Origin of the sequence: Maridesulfovibrio sp. FT414 (genome assembly GCF_050916235.1) — a bacterium.
Taxonomy (GTDB): Bacteria; Desulfobacterota; Desulfovibrionia; order Desulfovibrionales; family Desulfovibrionaceae; genus Maridesulfovibrio.
This window is the reverse complement of sequence record NZ_CP104854.1, coordinates 705,001-725,627: the sequence shown is the minus strand read 5'-3', so window position 1 is coordinate 725,627 and position 20,627 is coordinate 705,001. Positions and strand designations below refer to the sequence as shown.

Below are 20,627 nucleotides of genomic sequence, written 5' to 3'. Positions count from 1 at the left end.
GCGTGATGGAATTATAAAGGATCAATATGCTCAAACAGGTCAAAGCATCCGCCGGGTCGGGAAAGACTTACGAACTTACAGCCCGTTTCCTGTCCCTGCTCGCCGGGGCACAGGAGGAGGGGACGGTTCCGGTCTGCAAATCTTCGCAGGCCCGTGGATACTGCTGGCCTGAAATAATGGCTGTGACCTTCACCAACAAGGCCGCTGCCGAGATGAAGGAGCGTGTGATACGTTCCCTCAAGAACAGGGCACTTGATGTTCCCGGCGACGGACTTGGGAGAGATTGGACCCCGCAGGCTGCCGCCCGGCAGCTCACTCCCATTCTCCAGCGTTACAACCGGCTGAACATCCGTACCATCGACAGCCTGCTCAATCTGCTGGTACGCATTTTCGCACTTGAGCTTGGTCTCAGCCCCGAATTTGAGCTGCATTTTGATCCCGCAGTTCTCTTTGAGCCGAATTTCAACAAATTTTTGGCTCAGTGCGAGGACGGGGATGAACGGTGCAGGGAACTGATGGACGACGCCGTTGAAAGCCTGATCCTCAACGAGGATAAGCAGGGATTCTGGCTGGCCGAGCAGATGCGCCTGCGTCTTAATTCCATACTGGAATATGTGATCGACAATCCTGCAGAACGGGTCACGGATCAGGAGGAAATCGCCGGATTTCTGCAGGTTCATTTTGATGCCTTCCAGAAAGCTGTCGCGGCCATGCAGAAGGTGATTAAAACCGACAAGCTGGCGGCTTCTGCGCATCTGGTAAAATATCTCGACCATGCCGCCGGGCTGGAGTTCATGGGTGAGCCCAAGGATTCGACCATGCTCGCCAAGGACAGCTTCCGTGACTGCGTGAACAAGAAGTCCAAGGAGGATGTGGGGTCCTACCACGAAAAGGTTTATTTCGACCTGAAAGCCGCCCATGAGAACTACCGCGACAAGGCCATGATCCTGCGCGGGGCTTACGCGCTGGCTCCTTTTGTGCGCATTGTCGATGAAATCCGTGCAGACATCATCGAATACCAGACCCGCAACGGAATGTTGTTGAGCTCCGACCTGCCGAAGGTTGCCAGCTACGTGCTTGAAGGCGGCAGTGCCCTGCCCGATGCCTTCTGCCGCATGGGTTCCCGGTTGCATCACCTGCTGATTGATGAATTTCAGGATACCAGCCTTGCCCAGTGGCAGGCCATGATTCCGCTGGCGATCGAATGTCTTTCCAAACGCGGCAGCCTTTTTTACGTGGGCGATGTGAAGCAGGCCATCTACAGCTGGCGCGGCGGGCGGTCCGAATTGTTCGACGGAGTCGGGCAGGACCCCGATCTTGCCGGCCTGTCGGAATTCATTCCCGGAAACCTCGAATACAACTGGCGAAGCCTTGAGCACATCATCGGTTTCAACAACAGGTTCTTTGATGCGCTGGCCGACTATGACCTTGCGCTTGATCTTTCCGAAGTGCTTTATCCCAATGCCCCGGAAGAGGAGCAGATTGAGCTTGCCGGTAAGATAGCCCACTCCTTTGAGGGGGCTTCCCAGAAGCTGCCGCCCGGACAGGACCGTACCGGCGGATACGTGCGACTGCAGAAGGTCTTTGCCGCCACCGCACCGGAAATATTGGAGGAGACCAGGCGCAACTTTGACCTGCTCATGGACGATTTGACCGGACGCAGGGAATACGAGGACATCTGCGTCCTTGTGCGTTCCAATACCCATGCACAACTGGTCTGTGACTGGCTGGTGGACAAAGCCATTCCGGTGATAACCGAGAACAGCCTGCAGCTGGACCGCCATCCGCTGGTGCGCCAGATGGTTTCCCTGCTCAAGTTCCTCGACTATCCGCAGGATGATCTTGCTTTCCTTGAATTCATCTGCGGAAAGGAAATTTTCGGTTCCGTCTCCGGCATATCCCACGAGGAGCTTTTCAAGTGGCTTGCCGAAAGGGACAGGGGAGTCTTGTATATTCGTTTCGCCGAGCAGTTTCCTGATTTCTGGGGACAGCACCTGTCGCCGTTTCTCAGGAAATCCGGGCTGATGACCCCGTACGACCTTGCCAGCGAAATGGTCTCCCGTTTCGGGCTGATTAAAGAGAATCCGCAGGATGAACTTTATATCCGCCGTTTTTTGGAAGTGGTCCATCTTGCCGAGGAGAAGCGAGGAACGTCTCTGGCAGCCTTTCTTGATTTCTGGGAAACCTCATCTGCCGAGGAGAAAGTGCCCCTGCCGGAATCGGTCAATGCGGTGCGCATCATGACCATTCATAAATCCAAGGGGCTGGAGTTCCCGGTTATTGTGGTTCCCTTCCACAACTGGGCTGTTTCCGGTTCGGATACTGATTTTACCGATATAGAAATAGACGGCAGGCGGATGCTGACCACCATGAGCAGCGCGCTGGGTGATATTTATTACGAGAACCGCACCCGCATGTTCACGGAACAGTTGAACCTTCTTTACGTGGCCTGGACCCGGGCCGGGGAGGAACTGTACGGTTTCCTGCCCTCGGAAAAGATCAAAGGGGTTACTCCTGCTCTTGCGGCTGTTGAAATGATCCTTGCTGAGGATTTCAACGACAAGGGGACTCTTGAGTACGGCGTTGAACCGCAGGGCGGCAAGGTTGAAGACCGGGTGCAGATGACTGACGAAACAAGGACCGATGTTCCCGATGAATGCTCCGTTGAGATCGATGAACCGGCTTCGTCCGAACTTATGGGCTGGCTGCCGAGGTTGCGTGTCTACCGGCACAACCTTGAGGATTATTCCTACGATGCCCGCATGCGAGGAGAGTTGGCCCACAATGCAATGGAGAATCTGATCCTGACCGGCGACGATGAAGCCGACTGCCTGCGCAGTGCCGAGGCCGCATTCGCAAAATTTCCGGCGGTGACTGAAGAGCATGATGTGCTGGTGCCGGAAGTGGCGGCCATGGGAATCTGGGCTCTGTCCATTCCCGAGGTGCGCCGGGCCATCGCCAACGGCAGGCCGGAAGTTGCCATCATGGACCGGAACGGGGAAACCCATCGCGCCGACCTGCTGCTTCTGGAAGAAGGGCAGGCACTGGTTGTTGAATACAAGACCGGCCAGCCAAGCCCGGAAAACGAGGCTCAGGTCAAAAGGTATCTGAAGCTGTTGCATGAAATGTATGCAGATTCCAAAAAACTCAAAGGTGTGCTTGTCTATCTCGACGGCAGATTTACCCGGGAGGTGACATTGTGAGCAGCCGCGCACCGATCCGCATCATTTCGTGGAAGGAAGATTTTATCGGCAATCTCAGTTCGCTCATAATTGATGAGTCGGGCGGGGATCTGGGCCGGGTTACGGTCATAGTACCGCACCATCGCCCGGCGCGGTATCTGAAGAAAGCCCTTGCCGCAGCGGAAAACCTGCCCAAGCCGTGCATCCTGCCGGAGATATATTCCTTTTCAGATTTCGTTTCCCGGCTGATTCCGAAGCTCACCGGCGAGTTTTCGCGCAGGATAGGGCGGCTTGATCAGGTCGGGCTGCTCTTTGATATAATTGGGAAACTGCGTACAGAGTCAAAGGGACCGCTTTCCAGGATGCCGGCAGACCTGCAGCTCTTTTTCCCCTGGGGCACACGGCTGGCTTCGCTGCTGGAGGAACTGCTGCGGCAGGACATCAGGCCCCGCAACCTGACCATGCTTCAGGGCGAGGTGCTGGAGTGGGCCGCCGCACTGCTGGCTGAGATCGAAATCATTTACGTTCGTTATCTCGAGGAACTTGATAAGCGGGGCTGGACCACAGCAGGGCTGGAAAGCCAGACGCTGGTAAAGAATCTCGACCGGCTGCAGGATGTTCTGGGTGACAGGCAGCTGTATCTGGCCGGATTTTACGGCATGAGCGGAGTGGAAGAGCTCTTTTTCCGCCACCTCTGGGAAGAGGAGGGGCTCCGGATCGTCTGGCACAGCGACCCCGCTCTTGCTGCTGGCGGCAAGGGGCATTTCGCCGTTCGCGAGCATCGCTTCTGGCTGCGAGACTGGAAGGCCGATGCCGTCAGCGATCATCCGGCAGAGGGAAGCTGTGCACTGCCGGAACTGAAATTTTTTGAGGGCTTTGACCGGCATTCCCAGCTTGCGGCCATGCGCACTGAACTGTGCTCAAGGAAGGTGGAGGATTGTGCCGTGGTCCTGCCGGACACGTCCCTGCTACTTCCGGTAATGCACCACCTGCCTGAACAGGACGTTAACATCAGTATGGGCTATCCCCTTGAGCGGTCCGCTTTGAACGGTCTGCTGCAGGCGGTCCTCAGGCTGCAGGAAAACCGCAACGGTCGCGACTATCACTGGAAGGATATCCTGACCCTGATCCGTCACCCTTACCTGAAGATGCTGGAGGTTGACGGGGACCAGCCCCTGCGTACGATTTTCCACCAGTGGGAAACCGTGTTGCGTAATGGTGCTCCCTTTGTGTCTGCTGCTGATTTTGTTCCGGTCTACAGTGACGACAACGGCAATCTGGTGGATAACCCGGATATTACGGAGGAGCTGCGGGCGGAGGTTGTGCACATCTGCATGGACGGTTTCCGTGACATTGAGACCCTGTCCGAGCTTGCCGACAGTATGCAGGAACTGGGGGAGATGCTGCGCCGCCGGGGCGGTACGCTCTGGAATCGTTACCTCATGGACTCCGAGTGCCTGTTCCGGCTTTTGAATGAGGTCATTCCGGAACTCAGGGAAAGTTCAATCAGCAATGAAGTCTTCGGCAGGTCACTCTGTTTTGCCATATTCAGGCAGCTGCTTTCCGCACAGCGGGTCTCATTTGAACCGGACCCCATTTCAGGCATGCAGGTTCTGGGGATGCTTGAAAGCCGTCTGTTGAATTTCAAGCGCACTTTCATCCTCGATACTGTCGATGAAAAGCTGCCCGGTACTGACCCTTATGATCCGTTGCTGCCCGACCAGCTGCGGCATCTGCTGGACCTGCCTGATTCGCGGGAGAGGGAGTCGGTTGCGACATACAACTTCTACAGGCTGATCATGGGCAGCGAGGAGTCCTGCATTTTTTATCAGAGCGGGGTGCAGCCCGGATTGCTGGATTCCAAAAGCGTGCGTTCCCGATTTGTTGAGCAGCTTCTCTGGGAGATTGAGCAGCAGCGCAAGGAGATAATTACTCCCTCAGATAGGTTCCCCCTGAAGGCGGTAAGTTTTCCTGTCGGCTCAATTACCAATGCTCCTGTTGCGATTCCCAAGGAACCGGTGCTCGGAAAGCTGCGCAGCATGCTTAAAAACAAGGGCCTTTCTCCTTCGGCCATCGACTGTTATGTGGGCTGCCCGAAGAACTTTTTCTTCCGTTACCTGTCGAATGTGCGTGAAAGCGCGACTGTGGATCAGGACGGCGACCGGGCCGGTTTCGGGGATCTTATCCACTCAGTCCTCAAGGACTTTCTGGCTCCGCATGTCGGAAAGGACATATGCGGTAAAGACCTGAGTGTCGCAGAGCTGAATGAGCTTTTCCTTTGCAGGCTGGAACGGGATTCCCTGTATCCGAATCTTCCCTATGATATAAAGAAGTCCCTATCCCGGGCCGGGCAGAACAGGTTGTCCCTGTTCCTTGGGAATCTGGGGGAAACCCACATTGTGTCGCTGGAGTCGGAATCCCGGGCCGTAATCGATCTGGATGACTTTCCGGTATGTATCCGCGGGCGCATAGACCGGGTGGACCTGCGGGCTGGTGAACGCCATGTGCTTGATTACAAGACCGGAAGGTTGCATCTGCCCCGGAAGGCGTTCTGGGAAGATGAGTTCGTCTGGGGGCCTGTTCTGGATGATCCGCAGGCCATGTATTATGACGGCATCCCCCTGTTCGAAAAAATCAAGGCTGGTGCCGACAGTTTGCAGCTTCCTCTTTACCTGATTATGGACCACCAGACTTCAGAGGAAATACCACGGCAGGCTGCACTTGTGGAACTGGTCAAGGACGGGCAGGAAAAAGAACTTTTTGATTCCAAGATGAGCGACGGAGATCGGGAGGATCTGATTGAAACAGGGATTCCGGCCCTGACCTCGCTGATCATCAACAATATGCTCAAGGAAGAGTCGTTCCGGCCCATCAGGTCCGGGCAGTGTCAGTGGTGCCCCTACAGGGATGCCTGCGGGGCGTGATTTCAACCGATAAATCAATGTAACTTTGATTGTTGCATTGACGTTTCCGTAATACGAAAAAAGGAAATATAATGAAGACTGCTGAAATTCTCATCTGTGGAGCGGGCGTTGTCGGGTTGACAGTGGCCCGGGAGCTTGTTTCCAGAGGATACAAGGATATTTTGATTATTGATAAGGAAACTGACATCGCCAAACATGCTTCCGGCCGTAACAGCGGCGTTCTGCATGCCGGAATATACTATGCTCCCGGAAGTCTGCGGGCTGTATCCTGCCTTTCCGGTAATTTCAGAATGAAGGAATATTGCAGGGAAAGGAACCTGCCCCTTCTGCAAACCGGGAAGGTGATTGTTGCCCGCAATGAATCAGAACTGCCCACTCTGCATGAATTATACAATCGAGCAACTGCAAACGGCGCAAAAGTAGAAATCATCGATGAACGGCAGCTTTCCGAAATAGAACCCAATGCAAAAACAGCCGGCAAAGCCCTTTTTTCCCATTACACCGCTGTGGTTGACCCCAAAGCAGTGATGAAGTCATTGTATAATGATCTGCAACTGAGTGGGAAAGTCTCTTTTATGCTTGGGACGCGCTTTATAACTGCAAATAATAACGTCATAGTTACAGACAAGGGCGAAATCAGCTGCGGCCTGTTCATCAACGCCGCCGGGGCATACAGCGATCAGGTTGCCAGTCCTTTCGGGTTCGGCGAAGGTTACCAGCTCATTCCCTTCAAGGGCATATACAAAAAACTCAAAAAGGAAAAGGCCCACACCATCCGCGGTAGTATCTATCCGGTTCCGAACATCAAGAATCCCTTTCTGGGAATCCATTTTACCCGCGGGGCTTCCGGTGATGTGTACCTCGGTCCCACAGCCATCCCCGCTTTCGGGCGCGAGAATTACGGAATATTGAGCGGTCTGGATAAAGAAGCCTTTGATATAATGCTCAGGGATGCTATCCTGTTTTTCAGGAATCCGAAGTTTCGGTCCATTGCTTTTGAGGAACCACGCAAGTACTTTTTCAAGTGCTTTTTCAACGACGCTAAGGAACTGGTCAAGGAACTCAGCCCTGACGACATTGAAGGTTCACCGAAAGTAGGTATCAGACCACAGTTGGTTGATATTAAGCGCAATGAACTTGTCATGGATTTTCTGGTCGAAAGTGACAGTAAGAGCGTGCATGTACTGAATGCAATTTCTCCTGCATTTACCAGCTCCATGTATTTTGCTGAAATGATTGTGGAGAAATACATACAGTAAAGTATGTAAGTGAAAATGCATTGCTACAGGTGTGAAGTAACATTGTTGTTGCTTAACTGTAACAATAAAAAAGACTTGACTTAAATCTCCAGACAGGAAAATACTTTCTTCGGAAATAAAAGCTGCTCGAAAGCAATAAATACAGGGGTGTATGTATCTAGGGAGATCATCACCCCGTAGTTGTTTCACTTTAGCATTGCTACAGGGAAGGGGCAGCTTTAACATATACTGCAACAGGAGAACTTAAGTATGAATCTTCCTCAGCTCAAAATTGGCGACCTCGTTGCCAAAGTGCCTGTAATTCAGGGTGGTATGGGTGTGGGAATCTCTCTCTCCGGCCTTGCTTCCGCAGTGGCCAAAGAGGGCGGTATCGGCGTTATTGCCGCAGCCATGATCGGCCTTACCAGCAAGAACGGCGGTAGGGACCACGCCAAAGCACACATCGATGCGCTTACCGAAGAAATCAGAAAAGCCAAGGAAATGACTTCCGGCATTCTCGGGGTAAACATCATGGTTGCCCTGTCCAATTTTGCCGATATGGTTTCCACTTCCGTTAAGGAAGGCGCTGACGTGATCTTCTCCGGTGCCGGTCTGCCTCTGGATCTGCCTAAATATCTCACCGAAGGAGCAAAGACCAAACTGGTCCCCATCGTTTCCTCCGGTCGTGCAGCATCTCTTATCTGCAAAAAATGGATTTCCAAATTCGATTATATTCCTGACGCTTTTGTCGTGGAAGGCCCCATGGCTGGCGGTCACCTCGGTTTCAAGCGTGAGCAGCTCGACGATCCTCAGTTCGCCCTTGAAAATATCCTCCCTGAAGTTATCAAGGCAGTTAAGCCCTTTGAAGAAAAGACCGGCAGAACCATTCCCGTAATCGCAGCCGGCGGTGTTTATTCCGGCGAGGACATCTGCAAGTACCTCAATATGGGTGCAGCAGGAGTCCAGATGGGTACCCGTTTCGTGGCCACCCATGAGTGTGATGCCGATGATGAGTTCAAGCAGGCTTACGTCAAATCCACCAAGGAGGACATGGCGATCATCCAGAGTCCGGTCGGACTTCCCGGAAGAGCTGTAAAGAACGATTTCCTGCAGGCTGTCAGTGACGGTAAAAAATCTCCCTTCAAATGCCCGTTCCACTGCATCAAGAGTTGTAAAGTTGAAGATAGCCCATACTGCATTGCATCCGCGCTTATCAATGCTCAGCGCGGAAAGCTGAAGAACGGTTTTGCCTTTGCCGGTTCAAATGCCTGGAGAACCGAAAAAATCATTTCCGTTCAGCAACTGTTCTCCGATCTTAAATCCGAATTCGATAGGGCCTGTGGCCGCTAGAAAACGGATATGCCCAGAATAAATAAAAAAGGCGTTCCTTTCGGGACGCCTTTTTTATTTGTCAGAAGTTTCTGGAATAAAATTGTTACCTTCCTTCCACAGCAATCTCTCTTGGTTGAGTATAGCGTGTGAGGATCAGGCCTGCATCCGGCACAAGGAAAGTTTACGGAAACCTGATTCGATTCTTTGCTCCATGACCATCATGAGTACGGCGGAAATGATCATTGCGCTGCCGAGATAACCGGTCCAGTCAAAGCTTTCATTCCACCACAGCCAGGCCAGAAGAGCGGCCATGACCGGTTCGATGGTTGCAATAACCGAGGCAGTGGTTGCCTCAAGGTACTTAAGCCCCGCATAGTAGACGGAGTAGGCCCCGTAGGTGCAGATGAGGGCCAGTGCAATAAGGCTCAGCCACGAGGTTGTTGTTTTGGTGGTGAATTCAAAGAACGGGGTCATGCACAGGGCCCCGATGGGGAGCGCGTAGAGAAATATGGTCGGAGTTGTGTAGCGGGCAAAAATTGTCTTGCCGTAGATGTAGTAGAGGGCGTAGGTGAACCCGGTTGTAAGCCCGCAGATGATTCCGAACCAGGTGAATTTTATATCCCCACCGGTTCCGAAAATCTGCGGACCGAGTGAAACACAGGCCACTCCGCTGATGGTTATGACCAGCGCGGCGATCTTGATCGGGCCCATTTTTTCCCCCAGCAGCAGCCACGACATAACTGCAACCCAGGCCGGTGCAGTGTACAGCAGTACCGAAGATAGCGCTGCTCCGACCTCTTGTACTGCAAACTGGTATGATCCATAGAAAATGGTAACCCCCACAAACCCGAAGACGATGATCTGCGGAATATCTTTGCGTTCAATTTTAATGGCACGGATGCGGCAGGCGTGGACAGCGAAAAGCATCCATGCAAAAATGGCCCGCCAGAATGAGTTTTCAAGCGGAGCGACTCCCTGTTCAAGTGGAAATTTGGAAACGGGACCGATCAGTCCCCACATGACGGCGGCGGTGAGAATGAGGAGGCAACCCTTGATGTTCACGGCATGTCTCGTTTTATAAAAGGATTTTTATACTTGCTGAACCGGGGTGCACTGTTTAGGAGGGCCCGTGTTCTGGTGGTCTGATTTCTGTTATTAGAAACCGCTCCCGGAAGTTGTAGGCTCTTTTACTATCTGCGTAAAGCCCGGCGTTAAGCGGTAGCAATACAAATTTTTTAGCATGTTGGGACAAAGAAAAATTGAAGAAAATTGACGTAAAAACGGCCTTGGATTTCCACGAAGGGATGAGGCTTGATAAATTTTTGACCGAGCTGCTTCCTGAAAGTGGATTACGTCAGCGCAGAAGGCTTATTGAAAACGGCTTTGTCCTTGTTAACGGAAGACCTCGGAAGACCGGATTCAAAATCTTTTCCGGGGCAGAAGTTGCATTGTTGAAAGAGGATACCCGCAGTTGTGCTGCGGAGATTGCCTCCCGGCTTGCCGTTATAGCTCAAACCGATGCTTACGCAGCGGTCTTTAAGCCAGATCTCATCCATTCAGCGCGGGTGGCTGGAAGTCCTGAGCCCACTGCGGAAGAATGCCTTAACGACCTTTTGCATAATTCGAAAGCTATTCTGGTCAATCGGCTGGACATGCTGACTTCTGGTTTGCTGCTGGTGGCTTTTGGTGCGGAAAGGGAGACAATGTTTCGGGAATATGAGGATGCCGGGCAGGTGGAAAAGTTCTACCTTGCACGCGTGCACGGAGCGCCAGAAAGAAATTTTACCGTGAAGAACAGGCTTGATACAGCAGACCGTAAACGCACAAAGGTTCTGGATGAAGAGGATGAACCGTTGCGCTGGACCAGGGCTGAGATCCTGAACGTTGATGGGGACGGAACCGCTGTGCTTGGGGTTCGCATCTCCAAGGGGGCGCGTCACCAGATAAGGGCACATCTGGCCCATGCCGGTTATCCGATTGTCGGAGATCCACTGTATGGTGCTGACGGAGAAAGCGGGCGGATGTACCTGCATCATCGACGCATTGCCTTTCCCGGTTTTGAGGCGGAGTGCGACCCTGAATGGTAGATTGTTTTGGCTATGACTATTTATTCGTTTGATTACATGTTCGAGTCAAGGAACTTGGCTAGTTTCGAATAAATAGAATTCCCCCTGAAGCAGGCTTCAGGGGGAATTTGTGTTTATTGGATCGGGAATACTTATGAAAGGAGCAGGGCTTTTGCGAAGTCCTCACCGTTGAATGGCCTGAGGTCTTCCATCTTTTCTCCAAGACCCACGTGGGTGATTGGTATTTTGTGCTGCATGGTCACTGCAATCATGACCCCTCCCTTGGCTGTTCCGTCAAGTTTGGTCAGGATAAGTTCGTCAACACCGATTGCCTCATTGAAGAGCTTGGTCTGTGACAGTGCATTCTGACCGGTGGTGGCATCAATGACCAGTACACTGCGGTGCGGAGCTTCATCGTGCTTCTTGCCGAGTACCCGGCGAATCTTGTGCAGCTCTTCCATAAGGTTGGTCTTGGTATGAAGTCGTCCGGCAGTATCAAGAAGCATCAGGTCGTAACCGTTCTTGATTGCGTAGTCGATGGCCTCATAGGCTACTGCAGCGGGATCGGAACCTTCCTCCTTGGAGTAGAATCCGGCACCCACACGGCGGGCCCAGACTTCAAGCTGGCCGATGGCCGCAGCACGGAAGGTATCACCTGCAACGATAAGAACCTTGCGGCCCTGCATCTGAGCTCGGTGTGCCAGCTTGGCAATGGTGGTGGTTTTTCCGACACCGTTAACTCCGATCATCATGACGACTTCGGGCGGGTTGAAGGCCTTGATGCGTCTGGGAACCTTGAAAATTTCATCAAGTTCATCGCGCAGGAGGTTCTTGAAGTTTTCCGGGTTGGTTTCACCTGACTTGCGGACCCGGTCCTTCATGCGTTCAACCAGTTCCATGGACGCTTCGTATCCCACATCGGCCATGATCAGGATTTCTTCAAATTCTTCCCAGAAGCCGTCATCAAATGCCGAGTGGGTGGTAAGCATGGAGTCGATACGCTTGGTTATCTGCTCGCGTGTCTTATTCAGTCCTTCGGAAAGCTTGATGAAGAGTCTGCTGCGCTCATCTTCCTCATCCTCAAGTTCAAGGGCGAGAGCCAGGCGATACTGGAGTTCGGAGCGGAATTCTTCTACATACTCGTAGTCCATTTCTTCCAGCCAGTCCTTGAAACGGCTGATGAAGTCTACAGCTTCCTCCTTGGGAGCTTCAAGAGCTGTCAGCAGGAAGGACAGGCGGTTCCAAAGGTCGTCACCAGCTTCTTCGATTCCCTCAAGAATGAGACCCAGCCATACGGACAGGCGCGGTTCGGCCTGCTGCAGAGCTTTGGTCAGGTCGCGCTGCCACTGGGGTTTGTCTTCTTCTGGCCTTGCTTCGGTCTGCATCACCGGCTCAAGAATAGTCGGCCTTGCTGCAACAGGTTTTGGTTCCGGTTTCACTTCCGGAGCTGCTTGCGGTTCTGACTCGGAAGCAGGAGCTGCTACAGGTTCCTTTTCAACAACTGCTTCAGCTGCTTGCTCGGAAATTTCTTGTGCCTTCGGCTCTTCAGGAATGGCGGTTGCAGCAGCAATTTCATCAACAGGTTCTTCTGTTGCAGTTGATTCTTCCTTTTTGGAGGCTGCTTCCGGCTCAGTTTCCGGCGCGGGTGCAACTGCAACCGGTTCTTCCGGGATTTCGGGCGAAATTTCAGGTGCCGGGGTATGCGCTGGTTTAGTAATTGCCGGCTCTTCCGGTTCCGGTTTTACTACCGGTTCCGGATCTGGGATGGGGGCGGGGTCAGGTGCCGGGGCAGGCTCTGGCGTGGCCTTTGCCTCCGGTTGTGCTTCTTCCTTTGATTCACTGTAATCATCACCAAGATAATCTTTCAGGGCTTGTTCAGCCCTTTTTTCCGGGCTGGTCCATAATTTTTTTACTTTAGAAAAGAATCCCATTGAAATCCCCTTTGCAGTCTATTTTGAACAGGCGAAGATAGCGCAGTAGCTCAGGATGCGCAACCGTCTGAAGCAGGCCTTTTTCTCAGCACGTTTTATATAAGAACTGGATTGAATCCGTCCAGTCTTGCGGCAGCAATAGGCCCTTTGTTCTATCTAATAATGTAGGTAATGAGAATCGGCGGTATCGGGGACGGTTTAAACTGGTTCAGCCCCTCACGCGGTGTAGCGTGAGGGGCTGAATAGATGTGAAAATTGAGGAAAAGTCTAGTCTACTTTGCTGTATGCCTTGGCTGCAGCTCCGCAGATGGGACACTTTTCATTAGCGGGACCATCCTGAGTGTGGCCGCATACGGAACAGATGTAGAACTCGGCTTCAGCAAAAACGTCTCCTTCTGCATCAAGAGCCTTGGTGTAAAGTTCAGCGTGAACTTTTTCAGCTTCATTGGCAAAACCGAAGTAGCGAAGTACAGCATTTTCACCTTCTGCCTTGGCATCTTCCATCATTTCAGGATACATGGAGCTGAATTCGTAAGATTCGCCTTCGATTGCCTGCTTCAGGTTTTCTTCTGTGGAGCCTATGCCTTTCATGAGTCTGAGATGTGCGTGAGCATGAATGGTTTCTGCGGCTGCCGCTGCACGGAAGAGTTTTGCTACACCGGGTTTACCTTCTGCTTCTGCTTTTTCTGCAAATGCGAGGTACTTGCGGTTGGCCTGGGATTCACCTGCGAATGCTGCTTTCAGATTTTCGAGAGTCTTGGACATTGGTATTCTCCTTTTAGTTACAGTGGTATATGAGTTAAAAATAATTTCCTTGTTGCTTGAAGGTATTAGTAACGATTACTGATAAAGAGGTCAAGCATAAAATTTAAGAAAAGTTATTTTTTTAAAATTCGCTATCAATCTATATCTCTGAAGCAAAAACTAGGATCATGATACTGGTGTCAGTATCATTATTGATCAAGCCAGCTCAAGTGCAAATAAGTTTGTTGAAATTTGCACGGCTTGAAGCTACATCTTTTGCAAAACGAAGTGATTGGAGACTTTTTATGAGAAGAACATGCGTAAAGGATATCCTGAATGCTGAAAACTCTGTGTCCGAGATTCTGGTCAAGGGTTGGGTGCGCACCAAAAGGGACAGTAAAGGTTTTTCATTTCTGGAAATTAACGATGGTTCCTGCCTGAAGAACGTGCAGGTCATCATTGACCATACCCCGGAGATTGAAGCTGAGCTGGAGAAAATTTCTACCGGGGCTTCCGTGTCAGTGCTCGGAGAACTTATCGAGTCTCCCGGTAAGGGCCAGAAATGGGAAGTTCGGGGCAAAGCAATTGAAATGCTCGGCTATGCCGATCCGGAAACTTTCCCGCTGCAGAAAAAACGCCATTCCGACGAATTCCTGAGGACCATCGCCCATCTGCGCCCGCGTACCAACAAGTTCGGCGCCATGTTCCGCGTTCGTTCAGAATTATCCTATGCCATTCACAAATTTTTCCGCGACAAGGGATTCTTCTATGTTCATACTCCGATCATAACCGGTTCCGACTGCGAAGGTGCCGGTGAAATGTTCAGGGTGACTTCCCTTGATTATGCAGGGCTGACCAGGAAAAAGGAAGAGCAGCTTGCCGACGATTTCTTCGGCAAACAGGCAAGCCTTACTGTTTCCGGCCAGCTTTCAGCTGAGATGTATGCGCTTTCATTGGGACAGGTATACACATTCGGACCGACTTTCCGTGCTGAAAAGTCAAACACTCCGCGCCATGCTGCAGAGTTCTGGATGATTGAGCCCGAAGTTGCTTTTGCCGATCTCGACGACAATATGGACTTGGGCGAAGAGATGGTGAAATACCTGATCAGCCATGTCCTTGAAAAGTGTGAGGACGACATAGCTCTTTTCGCCAACTTTGTGGACAAGACTCTCATGGATACGCTGCGCAACACGCTTGATAATGAATTTGAGCGTATTGAATACACAGATGCAGTCAACCTGCTCCAGAATTGTAAGGATGCCAAGAAGTTCGAGTATCGGCCGGAATATGGCGAAGACCTCCAGACCGAGCACGAAAGATACCTTACCGAGAATCATTTCAAGAAACCGGTCATCGTTTACAATTATCCCAAAGAGATCAAACCGTTCTACATGCGCGTAAACGACGACAACAAAACAGTTGCTGCTATGGACCTGCTGGTCCCCAGAATCGGTGAACTCGTCGGTGGATCACAGCGCGAGGAACGTCTCGATGTTCTTGAAAGAAGAATTGCCGAAATCGGTATGGCAAGTGAAGATTACTGGTGGTATCTCGACAGCCGCCGCTTCGGAACCGTGCCTCATGCCGGGTTCGGAATGGGCTTTGAGCGTATGCTCATGCTCCTGACCGGTGTGACAAACATCCGTGACGTCATTCCGTTCCCCAGAACTCCCAAGAACCTTGAATTTTAGACATACAAGGGGCCGCCATGTGCGGCCCTTTTTTATATGATTACCATACCTCGCCACATACATCGTTCCAACAGCATTCCGAGCATTGCTCTGGGCGGGATTACTTTTGTCCAATACCGCAGCATAGAGTCGGAAGTCCGCCATGAGGTATGTGTATCACAGCATTCGCTGGTTTTTATTCTCGAAGGTACAAAATATATACATTCAGCAGACGGGGATATTGTTCTGGAAAAGGGGGAGGCTTTTTTCTGCCGCAAGGGTTGCCATCTTATGTCGGAAATGGTTCCGAAGGGTGGGGGATCTTTTGATACGGTCCTTTTTTTCTTTGACGACTCCATGTTTTCCGGGTTTGTTGATCAGCTTGATTCTGCACCCGGACCTGCTCTAACGGAAAGCAGGGCAGTGTTCCGCATTGCAGTCAGCGAACAGATCAGGACATTCCTTTCTTCCATGGTTCAGCTTTTCGGCTCTGCCCTGGGGCGCGATGACGATTTCCTGAGACTCAAGGTCAGGGAATTGCTGCATTACCTCTGTTCTTCTGAGGGGAACGACGAATTCGTTTCCTTTCTGCGTTCATGTCGCAATGAGATCAGGAGCGACCTTTCCTCGCTTATGGAGGAATATTTCAATAAAAATATCAGCATTGAAGATATTGCTGAACTGTCCGGACGCAGCCTTTCTTCATTCAAGCGTGAGTTCAGCAGGACTTACAGTACCACTCCCGCCCGCTGGATTCGGGAACGGCGTCTATCGTGGGCGGCCCAGCTTATTCGCAATTCCCGTAAGAATATCACCGAAATTTCCTTTGAATCCGGCTATGACAGCCTTTCCCATTTCAGCAGCCTGTTTCGTAAACGTTATGGGATGACTCCCAGCGAATATCGTTCTGAACTGAATTCATCAAAATCTGGACTGTAAACAGAAGCAGCGAAATTCTGTTTCCGCTAGGTTTTCTCCAACACAAACCAAGGAGGAAACTATGCGCAGGCATGTTTTAGCTTTAATTATTGTAATGGTCGTGGTGCAGTTCGCTGCATGTACAACAAAAACAGTCAAAGTGGACGGGTTTTCCTCTCCGGAAAGCGTAACTTCTGACGGAACTTATTTTTATGTTTCCAATGTCGGTGAAAAACTGAACCCCACGGATCGCGATGGGGATGGATATATCTCCAAACTCACAGCCGAGGGCAGTGTTGTTGAACGTCGGTATGTAACAGGGCTGAATGCTCCCAAAGGCATGGCCGTTCAGGACGGTATTCTTTATGTAGCGGATATTGACCGCATCAAAGGATTTGATCTTTCAGACGGTAAAAAGGTATTCGAGCTGGATTTCTCCGCAGATGGCACTTCGTTCCTCAATGACATAGCCGTCTACGCGGACAAACAATTGCTTGTTTCAGCCACCGATACCGGCAATGTCTATCTGGTCAATACCGGGGAAAATCCTTCTTTTAGCAAGCTTGAATCAGATATGGATCTCTTCGGACCAAACGGAATTGCAGTCGATCAGGAAAACGGCGATGTTTATATTGCTTCCTTCGGAAAGGATCACAAGCCAAACGGCTTTGTAAGCAAGGGGCGTATTGTTGCTGGGAAAATTAAGGGTGAGAAGGTTTTTTTCAAAGACGGGTTCTATGATGGGATTGCCCTGCATGACGGTAAAGTAATTGTTTCTGACTGGATCGAATTTAAAAAGTCGGGTGTTCTTATCCAAGTTGACCCCAAAAATGGAAAGTCATCCACTCTGGAGCTGGAAGAAAAAATTGGCGGACCGGCTGATTTTTATCTTGATGCAAAAGGAAAAAGGCTCTGGATTCCGATGATGTTGGAAAATAAACTGCTGATAGTCGGCCTGAAATAGTACCGAATTATAGCGCCCCGCAGCCAGAGAGTATGGCAGCGGGGCGCTTTTTTGTCCTGATTACTTCAGGGGCATAAGAAGAATTGTTACCAGATGTTCGGGTTTTGTGCTCTTGGGGCAGTTCATGTACTGCTCAAAACAGGGGGAGTCTGCGTGCTCCATTCCACTCTGCGGCAGCCACTCCATATAGAATTTTGTCCACGATTCCATCAGATTTTCATATGGTCCCAGATGCACGGTCACTGCATACCTGCCGCCGGGAAAATCCCTGAACTTGACATCAGAAGGCGCATCCTCTTCTTTTTCCACGGTAATGCAAGCTTCAGAACGCAGATCTTCGGGGGCTACCTGTCCCGGGTCGTCATAGTATACGCCATAGAATTTGGTTTTTTCATTGAAAAGACCTTTAGGACCTGCCCAGTCACAGAGTTTTTCCCAGGCCTTGCCCACTTCAGTATAAGGACCGACATGTTCCACATATGCCATTTTTTCAGGATCCAGTGTCCAGATTTTTACGTCCATTTTGTTTCTCCGTTGTATCTGTTTTAAGTTAATAGACTCCTAGCCATATTTCAGTAACCACATCGTCAGAGTTAATGTCATCCGATGTTTTGATGTATTTTTCAAATGAGACCAAGCTGTTTTTTATCTGGTATCCGCTTGATGGCAGCCATTTTCCGTATAGTTCCCGGTAGGCATCGTGCAGGCCGGAGTATGCTCCGTAATAGGTGGTCACGGCATATTTACCGCCCGGAATAATCTGAAATCCGATGTCTGCGGGTGCATCCTCTTCGCTTTGACATGAAAGACAGGCATCATATCTGATTTTGCCTTCCGGTGTGATGTCCGGGTCGTCGTAGCATAGTCCAAGGTATTCGGTGGATTCGCTAAGGAGGTCCAGTCCGATTCCCCATGAGCAGAGTCTGTCCCAGGCTTTCATGACATCATAGTATGAACCTATATGCCGGATGAAGGCGACTCGGGTTTCTTCTCTAATCCGGATATCCACTTCGCATTGAAGCGGTGACTCATCCATTTTGAACCCTTTTACACTAGGCTCAGGGCTGTAGTGGATCTTGCCGTTGCCCTCAGGACTTATCATTTCGCGGGATTTTCCCCTGTATTCGCTGGGCGGTACTTTGAACCTTTTCTTGAAGGCCCGGCTGAAAGTCTCGGACGATTCAAATCTTGCATCAAGGGCGATGTCCATGACTGAAAGATCGGTGTAGCATAACTTATAGGCTGCTCTCTCAAGGCGGAGCCTCCTGACATGTTCCTTCAGGCTTTCCCCTATCATCCCTTTAAACGTGCGATGAAAATGGGCAACCGAGAAGCACGCTATTTCCGACAGTCTTTCAGGAGACAGGTCGCCGTCAAGGTTGCGTTGAATATGGAGCAGTACTTCCATCATCCTCTCGTTGTATGGCTGCAAAAGCGTAGACATTTATTTTCCCTTTAATGTTTTGCTGTGTTCAGTTGTAATAAACACATTCGAGTAGGGCTTGTCATGACATTTTTTATCATTTGGAATTAGTCTGGTGTTGACTATGCACTGCATGCGTTTTTAAGATTAGAATATAAAAGTTGTTATTTTAGTATGTTAAATGGAGTGATGTGTGCTGGATGTTTTTGAATACGCGGATGTTCGAATATAAATTATGCGAGACAGAAATTTGAGCTGAAAGATTCATGTTGAATGCAAGTGACTAATAAGTTTAGTATGTGCACATGATAAAGACAATCGTCGCCATAGTGACCTGTTTAGTCCTGATGACTGCCGGGGGATGTAATTCATTCAAAAAAATTACCTGCAGCCCGTGCGTCAGCCGTTCCAATTCCACTACTCAGCAGATCGTTGATTCGGCAGCATGTGCGTTGAACCAGATGAGGAAATCAACGGACGGGGCGACAATAGACTACCTTCTTGATCAGGCCAAAGGGGTGTTCATCTTTCCAGATGTTTACAAGGCCGCATTTATGATTGGGGCTGAAGGTGGGCCTGGAGTCCTTTGTGCGAAAGATGATACCGGGTTTTGGAACGGGCCGGCTTTTTTTAATCTTGGTGGGGTTGATATCGGGCTGCAGGGTGGCGTGGCAGGAAAGACCGTGGTGGTTTTTCTTATGGACAAGGAAGCCCTTGATGATGCGATTGCAGGCAAAATTGAGTTGTCCATGGGGGCTGATCTTGCCATCGGACATCTGAACGATAACTCGCACCGGGGATCGTTTGACGCAGAGGGTAATGTCTTCGCACATGTGTATCAGGCGGGAATGTTCGGCGGCATGGCTTATCGAACAGGGGCGTTCATGGTCAGCCCGGATTTCAATAAAAGATATTACGGCGAAAATGTAAGCGTCAAAGAGCTGCTGACGACGCACAAATTTGATAAGCCAGAAGCCGACGTGTTATTGTTGAGTCTGATCGGTCTCTAGTTACTACTGCTTCTGTTTAGTGTTCTTGATGCGTTTTCTTTCGCGGGTATACCGCAGGATATCTTTGCAGATGAATTCCGCGCTGTGGTAAAACGCGAAAAACTGAATCAGCTTTTGAAGGTAAAAGCGTTTAGTCACACCCTCGTTTCTCAGTTCTTCGAGTCTATTTTGCGCTTTGGTCAGTGCGTTCTGCAATTTTTTTTCGTCAGGTATCCGCTTGGCTCCAATCGCTCTCATTGCCTTGGATGTGGTTGAAGCCAGCTCACTTAATTCGTTCTTCATTATGATGTCATAGCCTTCACCTTGAACATTGTTCAGGGCGTTCAGCATGGACCGTAAATGGGAAGCGCATTTTTCGAGGATCTCCACTTTCATGCCAAGCAACTCGGTATCTTCCATATAAATGAGACTTTCGAGCCGGATAACCTTGGAGTAGGTTTCCCTGTTCTTTGCCATCCGGGCATTGGAGACATCAAGCAGGCTTGGAGCCAGCCCCGTCTGATGTTGCAGAAAACAATGCATAAGCATTTCGTAGTTGTCTGCACATTCTTCGAACTGTTTAAGCAGGTCTTTTTTTAACGCTTCCGCAGCGCGGACCGGCCAGACTGCTATATTTGTCAGGAATGCACTGGCTACTCCTAGACTGATTTCAATTACCCGAAACATCCCGAACTGGATGCGGTCAGGTTCGCCAAGGCTGGCCATTAGTACGATTGTTGTTGTGATTGCGGCCATTTTGTATCGGTTATTGTACTTGGTCATGTACGCACAGAAAGCAACCGAAAGAAATAATGCCAGAACGCTCATTACCGGGGTTGGAGGAAATATTAGCATGAACAGGATTGCTATGAATGCCCCGATTGCTGTTCCTGAAAAGCGGTACCAGCACATGGTTATGGAATCAGCAACGTTAACCTGCATGACTATGACTGCCGACAGGGCTGCCCAGTAGCCGTATTTGAGGTCAAAGAGTTCAGCTGCGTAATAGGCAATAACTGCCGCAACTCCGGTTTTAAGGCCGTGTATGATATGGTCTTTCTGTGGTCCAAGACTAAAGCGTTTCATAAGTTCATTTTTCATGAGTTAGAAAATATACAATTAAAGTGGGTTTTGGAAGAGCTGTAATATGTGTCTTGTTCCGAATAAAGCAAGTGCATTTTGAAGGTATTTTGTTTCACTTGCAACCCGCACCGTTAAGCCATTCCCCCAACCAATCTTTCAA

The 20,627-nt window shown here is 50.4% G+C and carries 15 protein-coding genes; 9 read left to right on the top strand and 6 right to left on the bottom strand.

Going from position 1 to position 20,627, the window contains the following annotated elements:
- Positions 1-26: 26 nt before the first annotated feature.
- The 4 genes from N7E73_RS03255 (at position 27) to N7E73_RS03240 (ending at position 8,694) form a co-directional block, all read left to right on the top strand.
- On the top strand, positions 27-3,203 hold the full coding sequence (locus N7E73_RS03255) for a UvrD-helicase domain-containing protein (protein WP_432737533.1): 3,177 nt from the start codon (positions 27-29) through the stop codon (positions 3,201-3,203).
- Positions 3,200-6,106 carry a PD-(D/E)XK nuclease family protein gene (locus tag N7E73_RS03250; protein WP_432737532.1) on the top strand — a complete coding sequence of 969 codons (2,907 nt, stop codon included), beginning with the start codon at positions 3,200-3,202 and terminating at the stop codon, positions 6,104-6,106. Before N7E73_RS03255 ends, N7E73_RS03250 begins: the two co-directional genes overlap by 4 nt.
- Before the next feature lie 71 nt (positions 6,107-6,177).
- Complete coding sequence (gene lhgO, locus N7E73_RS03245; protein WP_432737530.1) at positions 6,178-7,365, top strand: L-2-hydroxyglutarate oxidase; 1,188 nt, start codon at positions 6,178-6,180, stop codon at positions 7,363-7,365.
- Between the two features lie 249 nt (positions 7,366-7,614).
- Positions 7,615-8,694: an NAD(P)H-dependent flavin oxidoreductase gene (locus N7E73_RS03240; protein WP_432737529.1), complete on the top strand. Its 1,080-nt coding sequence runs from the start codon at positions 7,615-7,617 to the stop codon at positions 8,692-8,694.
- A 135-nt stretch (positions 8,695-8,829) separates the two neighbouring features.
- On the opposite strand, the gene N7E73_RS03235 is transcribed toward N7E73_RS03240, so the two are convergent.
- A complete protein-coding gene (locus N7E73_RS03235; RefSeq protein WP_432737527.1) occupies positions 8,830-9,738 on the bottom strand; it encodes a DMT family transporter in 909 nt (302 codons plus the stop codon).
- A 197-nt stretch (positions 9,739-9,935) separates the two neighbouring features.
- On the opposite strand from N7E73_RS03235, the gene N7E73_RS03230 reads away from it, so the two are divergent.
- The gene (locus N7E73_RS03230) at positions 9,936-10,763 is read left to right on the top strand and encodes a pseudouridine synthase (RefSeq protein ID WP_432737525.1); all 828 of its coding nucleotides are present in this window, start codon (positions 9,936-9,938) and stop codon (positions 10,761-10,763) included.
- A 131-nt stretch (positions 10,764-10,894) separates the two neighbouring features.
- Here N7E73_RS03230 and ftsY read toward each other — a convergent pair whose 3' ends face one another.
- Together ftsY and N7E73_RS03220 are read right to left on the bottom strand one after the other, a co-directional pair.
- Positions 10,895-12,673 (bottom strand): signal recognition particle-docking protein FtsY, encoded by a 1,779-nt coding sequence (ftsY, locus tag N7E73_RS03225; protein WP_432737523.1) that lies wholly within the window; start codon positions 12,671-12,673, stop codon positions 10,895-10,897.
- Between the two features lie 267 nt (positions 12,674-12,940).
- Positions 12,941-13,438, bottom strand: a complete 498-nt coding sequence (locus N7E73_RS03220) for a rubrerythrin family protein (RefSeq protein WP_432737522.1) — start codon at positions 13,436-13,438, stop codon at positions 12,941-12,943.
- Between the two features lie 284 nt (positions 13,439-13,722).
- Between N7E73_RS03220 and asnS the strand changes: the two genes are divergently transcribed.
- The 3 genes from asnS (at position 13,723) to N7E73_RS03205 (ending at position 16,972) form a co-directional block, all read left to right on the top strand.
- The gene (gene asnS, locus N7E73_RS03215; RefSeq protein ID WP_432737521.1) at positions 13,723-15,111 is read left to right on the top strand and encodes an asparagine--tRNA ligase; all 1,389 of its coding nucleotides are present in this window, start codon (positions 13,723-13,725) and stop codon (positions 15,109-15,111) included.
- 36 nt (positions 15,112-15,147) lie between these two features.
- Positions 15,148-16,029, top strand: coding sequence for a helix-turn-helix transcriptional regulator (locus N7E73_RS03210; protein ID WP_432737520.1), 882 nt, complete (start codon positions 15,148-15,150; stop codon positions 16,027-16,029).
- A gap of 61 nt (positions 16,030-16,090) precedes the next feature.
- Complete coding sequence (locus N7E73_RS03205; protein WP_432737518.1) at positions 16,091-16,972, top strand: hypothetical protein; 882 nt, start codon at positions 16,091-16,093, stop codon at positions 16,970-16,972.
- Positions 16,973-17,032: 60 nt separating this feature from the next.
- Here the strand turns inward: N7E73_RS03205 and N7E73_RS03200 are convergent, their stop codons facing one another.
- Positions 17,033-17,494, bottom strand: a complete 462-nt coding sequence (locus N7E73_RS03200; protein ID WP_432737516.1) for an AraC family transcriptional regulator — start codon at positions 17,492-17,494, stop codon at positions 17,033-17,035.
- Positions 17,495-17,522: 28 nt separating this feature from the next.
- On the bottom strand, positions 17,523-18,416 hold the full coding sequence (locus N7E73_RS03195) for an AraC family transcriptional regulator (protein WP_432737514.1): 894 nt from the start codon (positions 18,414-18,416) through the stop codon (positions 17,523-17,525).
- A gap of 284 nt (positions 18,417-18,700) precedes the next feature.
- Here N7E73_RS03195 and N7E73_RS03190 point away from each other — a divergent pair, with 284 nt between their 5' ends.
- On the top strand, positions 18,701-19,405 hold the full coding sequence (locus N7E73_RS03190) for a lipid-binding SYLF domain-containing protein (RefSeq protein WP_432737513.1): 705 nt from the start codon (positions 18,701-18,703) through the stop codon (positions 19,403-19,405).
- Positions 19,406-19,408: 3 nt separating this feature from the next.
- Here the strand turns inward: N7E73_RS03190 and N7E73_RS03185 are convergent, their stop codons facing one another.
- The gene (locus N7E73_RS03185) at positions 19,409-20,470 is read right to left on the bottom strand and encodes an FUSC family protein (RefSeq protein ID WP_432737511.1); all 1,062 of its coding nucleotides are present in this window, start codon (positions 20,468-20,470) and stop codon (positions 19,409-19,411) included.
- Positions 20,471-20,627 lie beyond the last annotated feature (157 nt).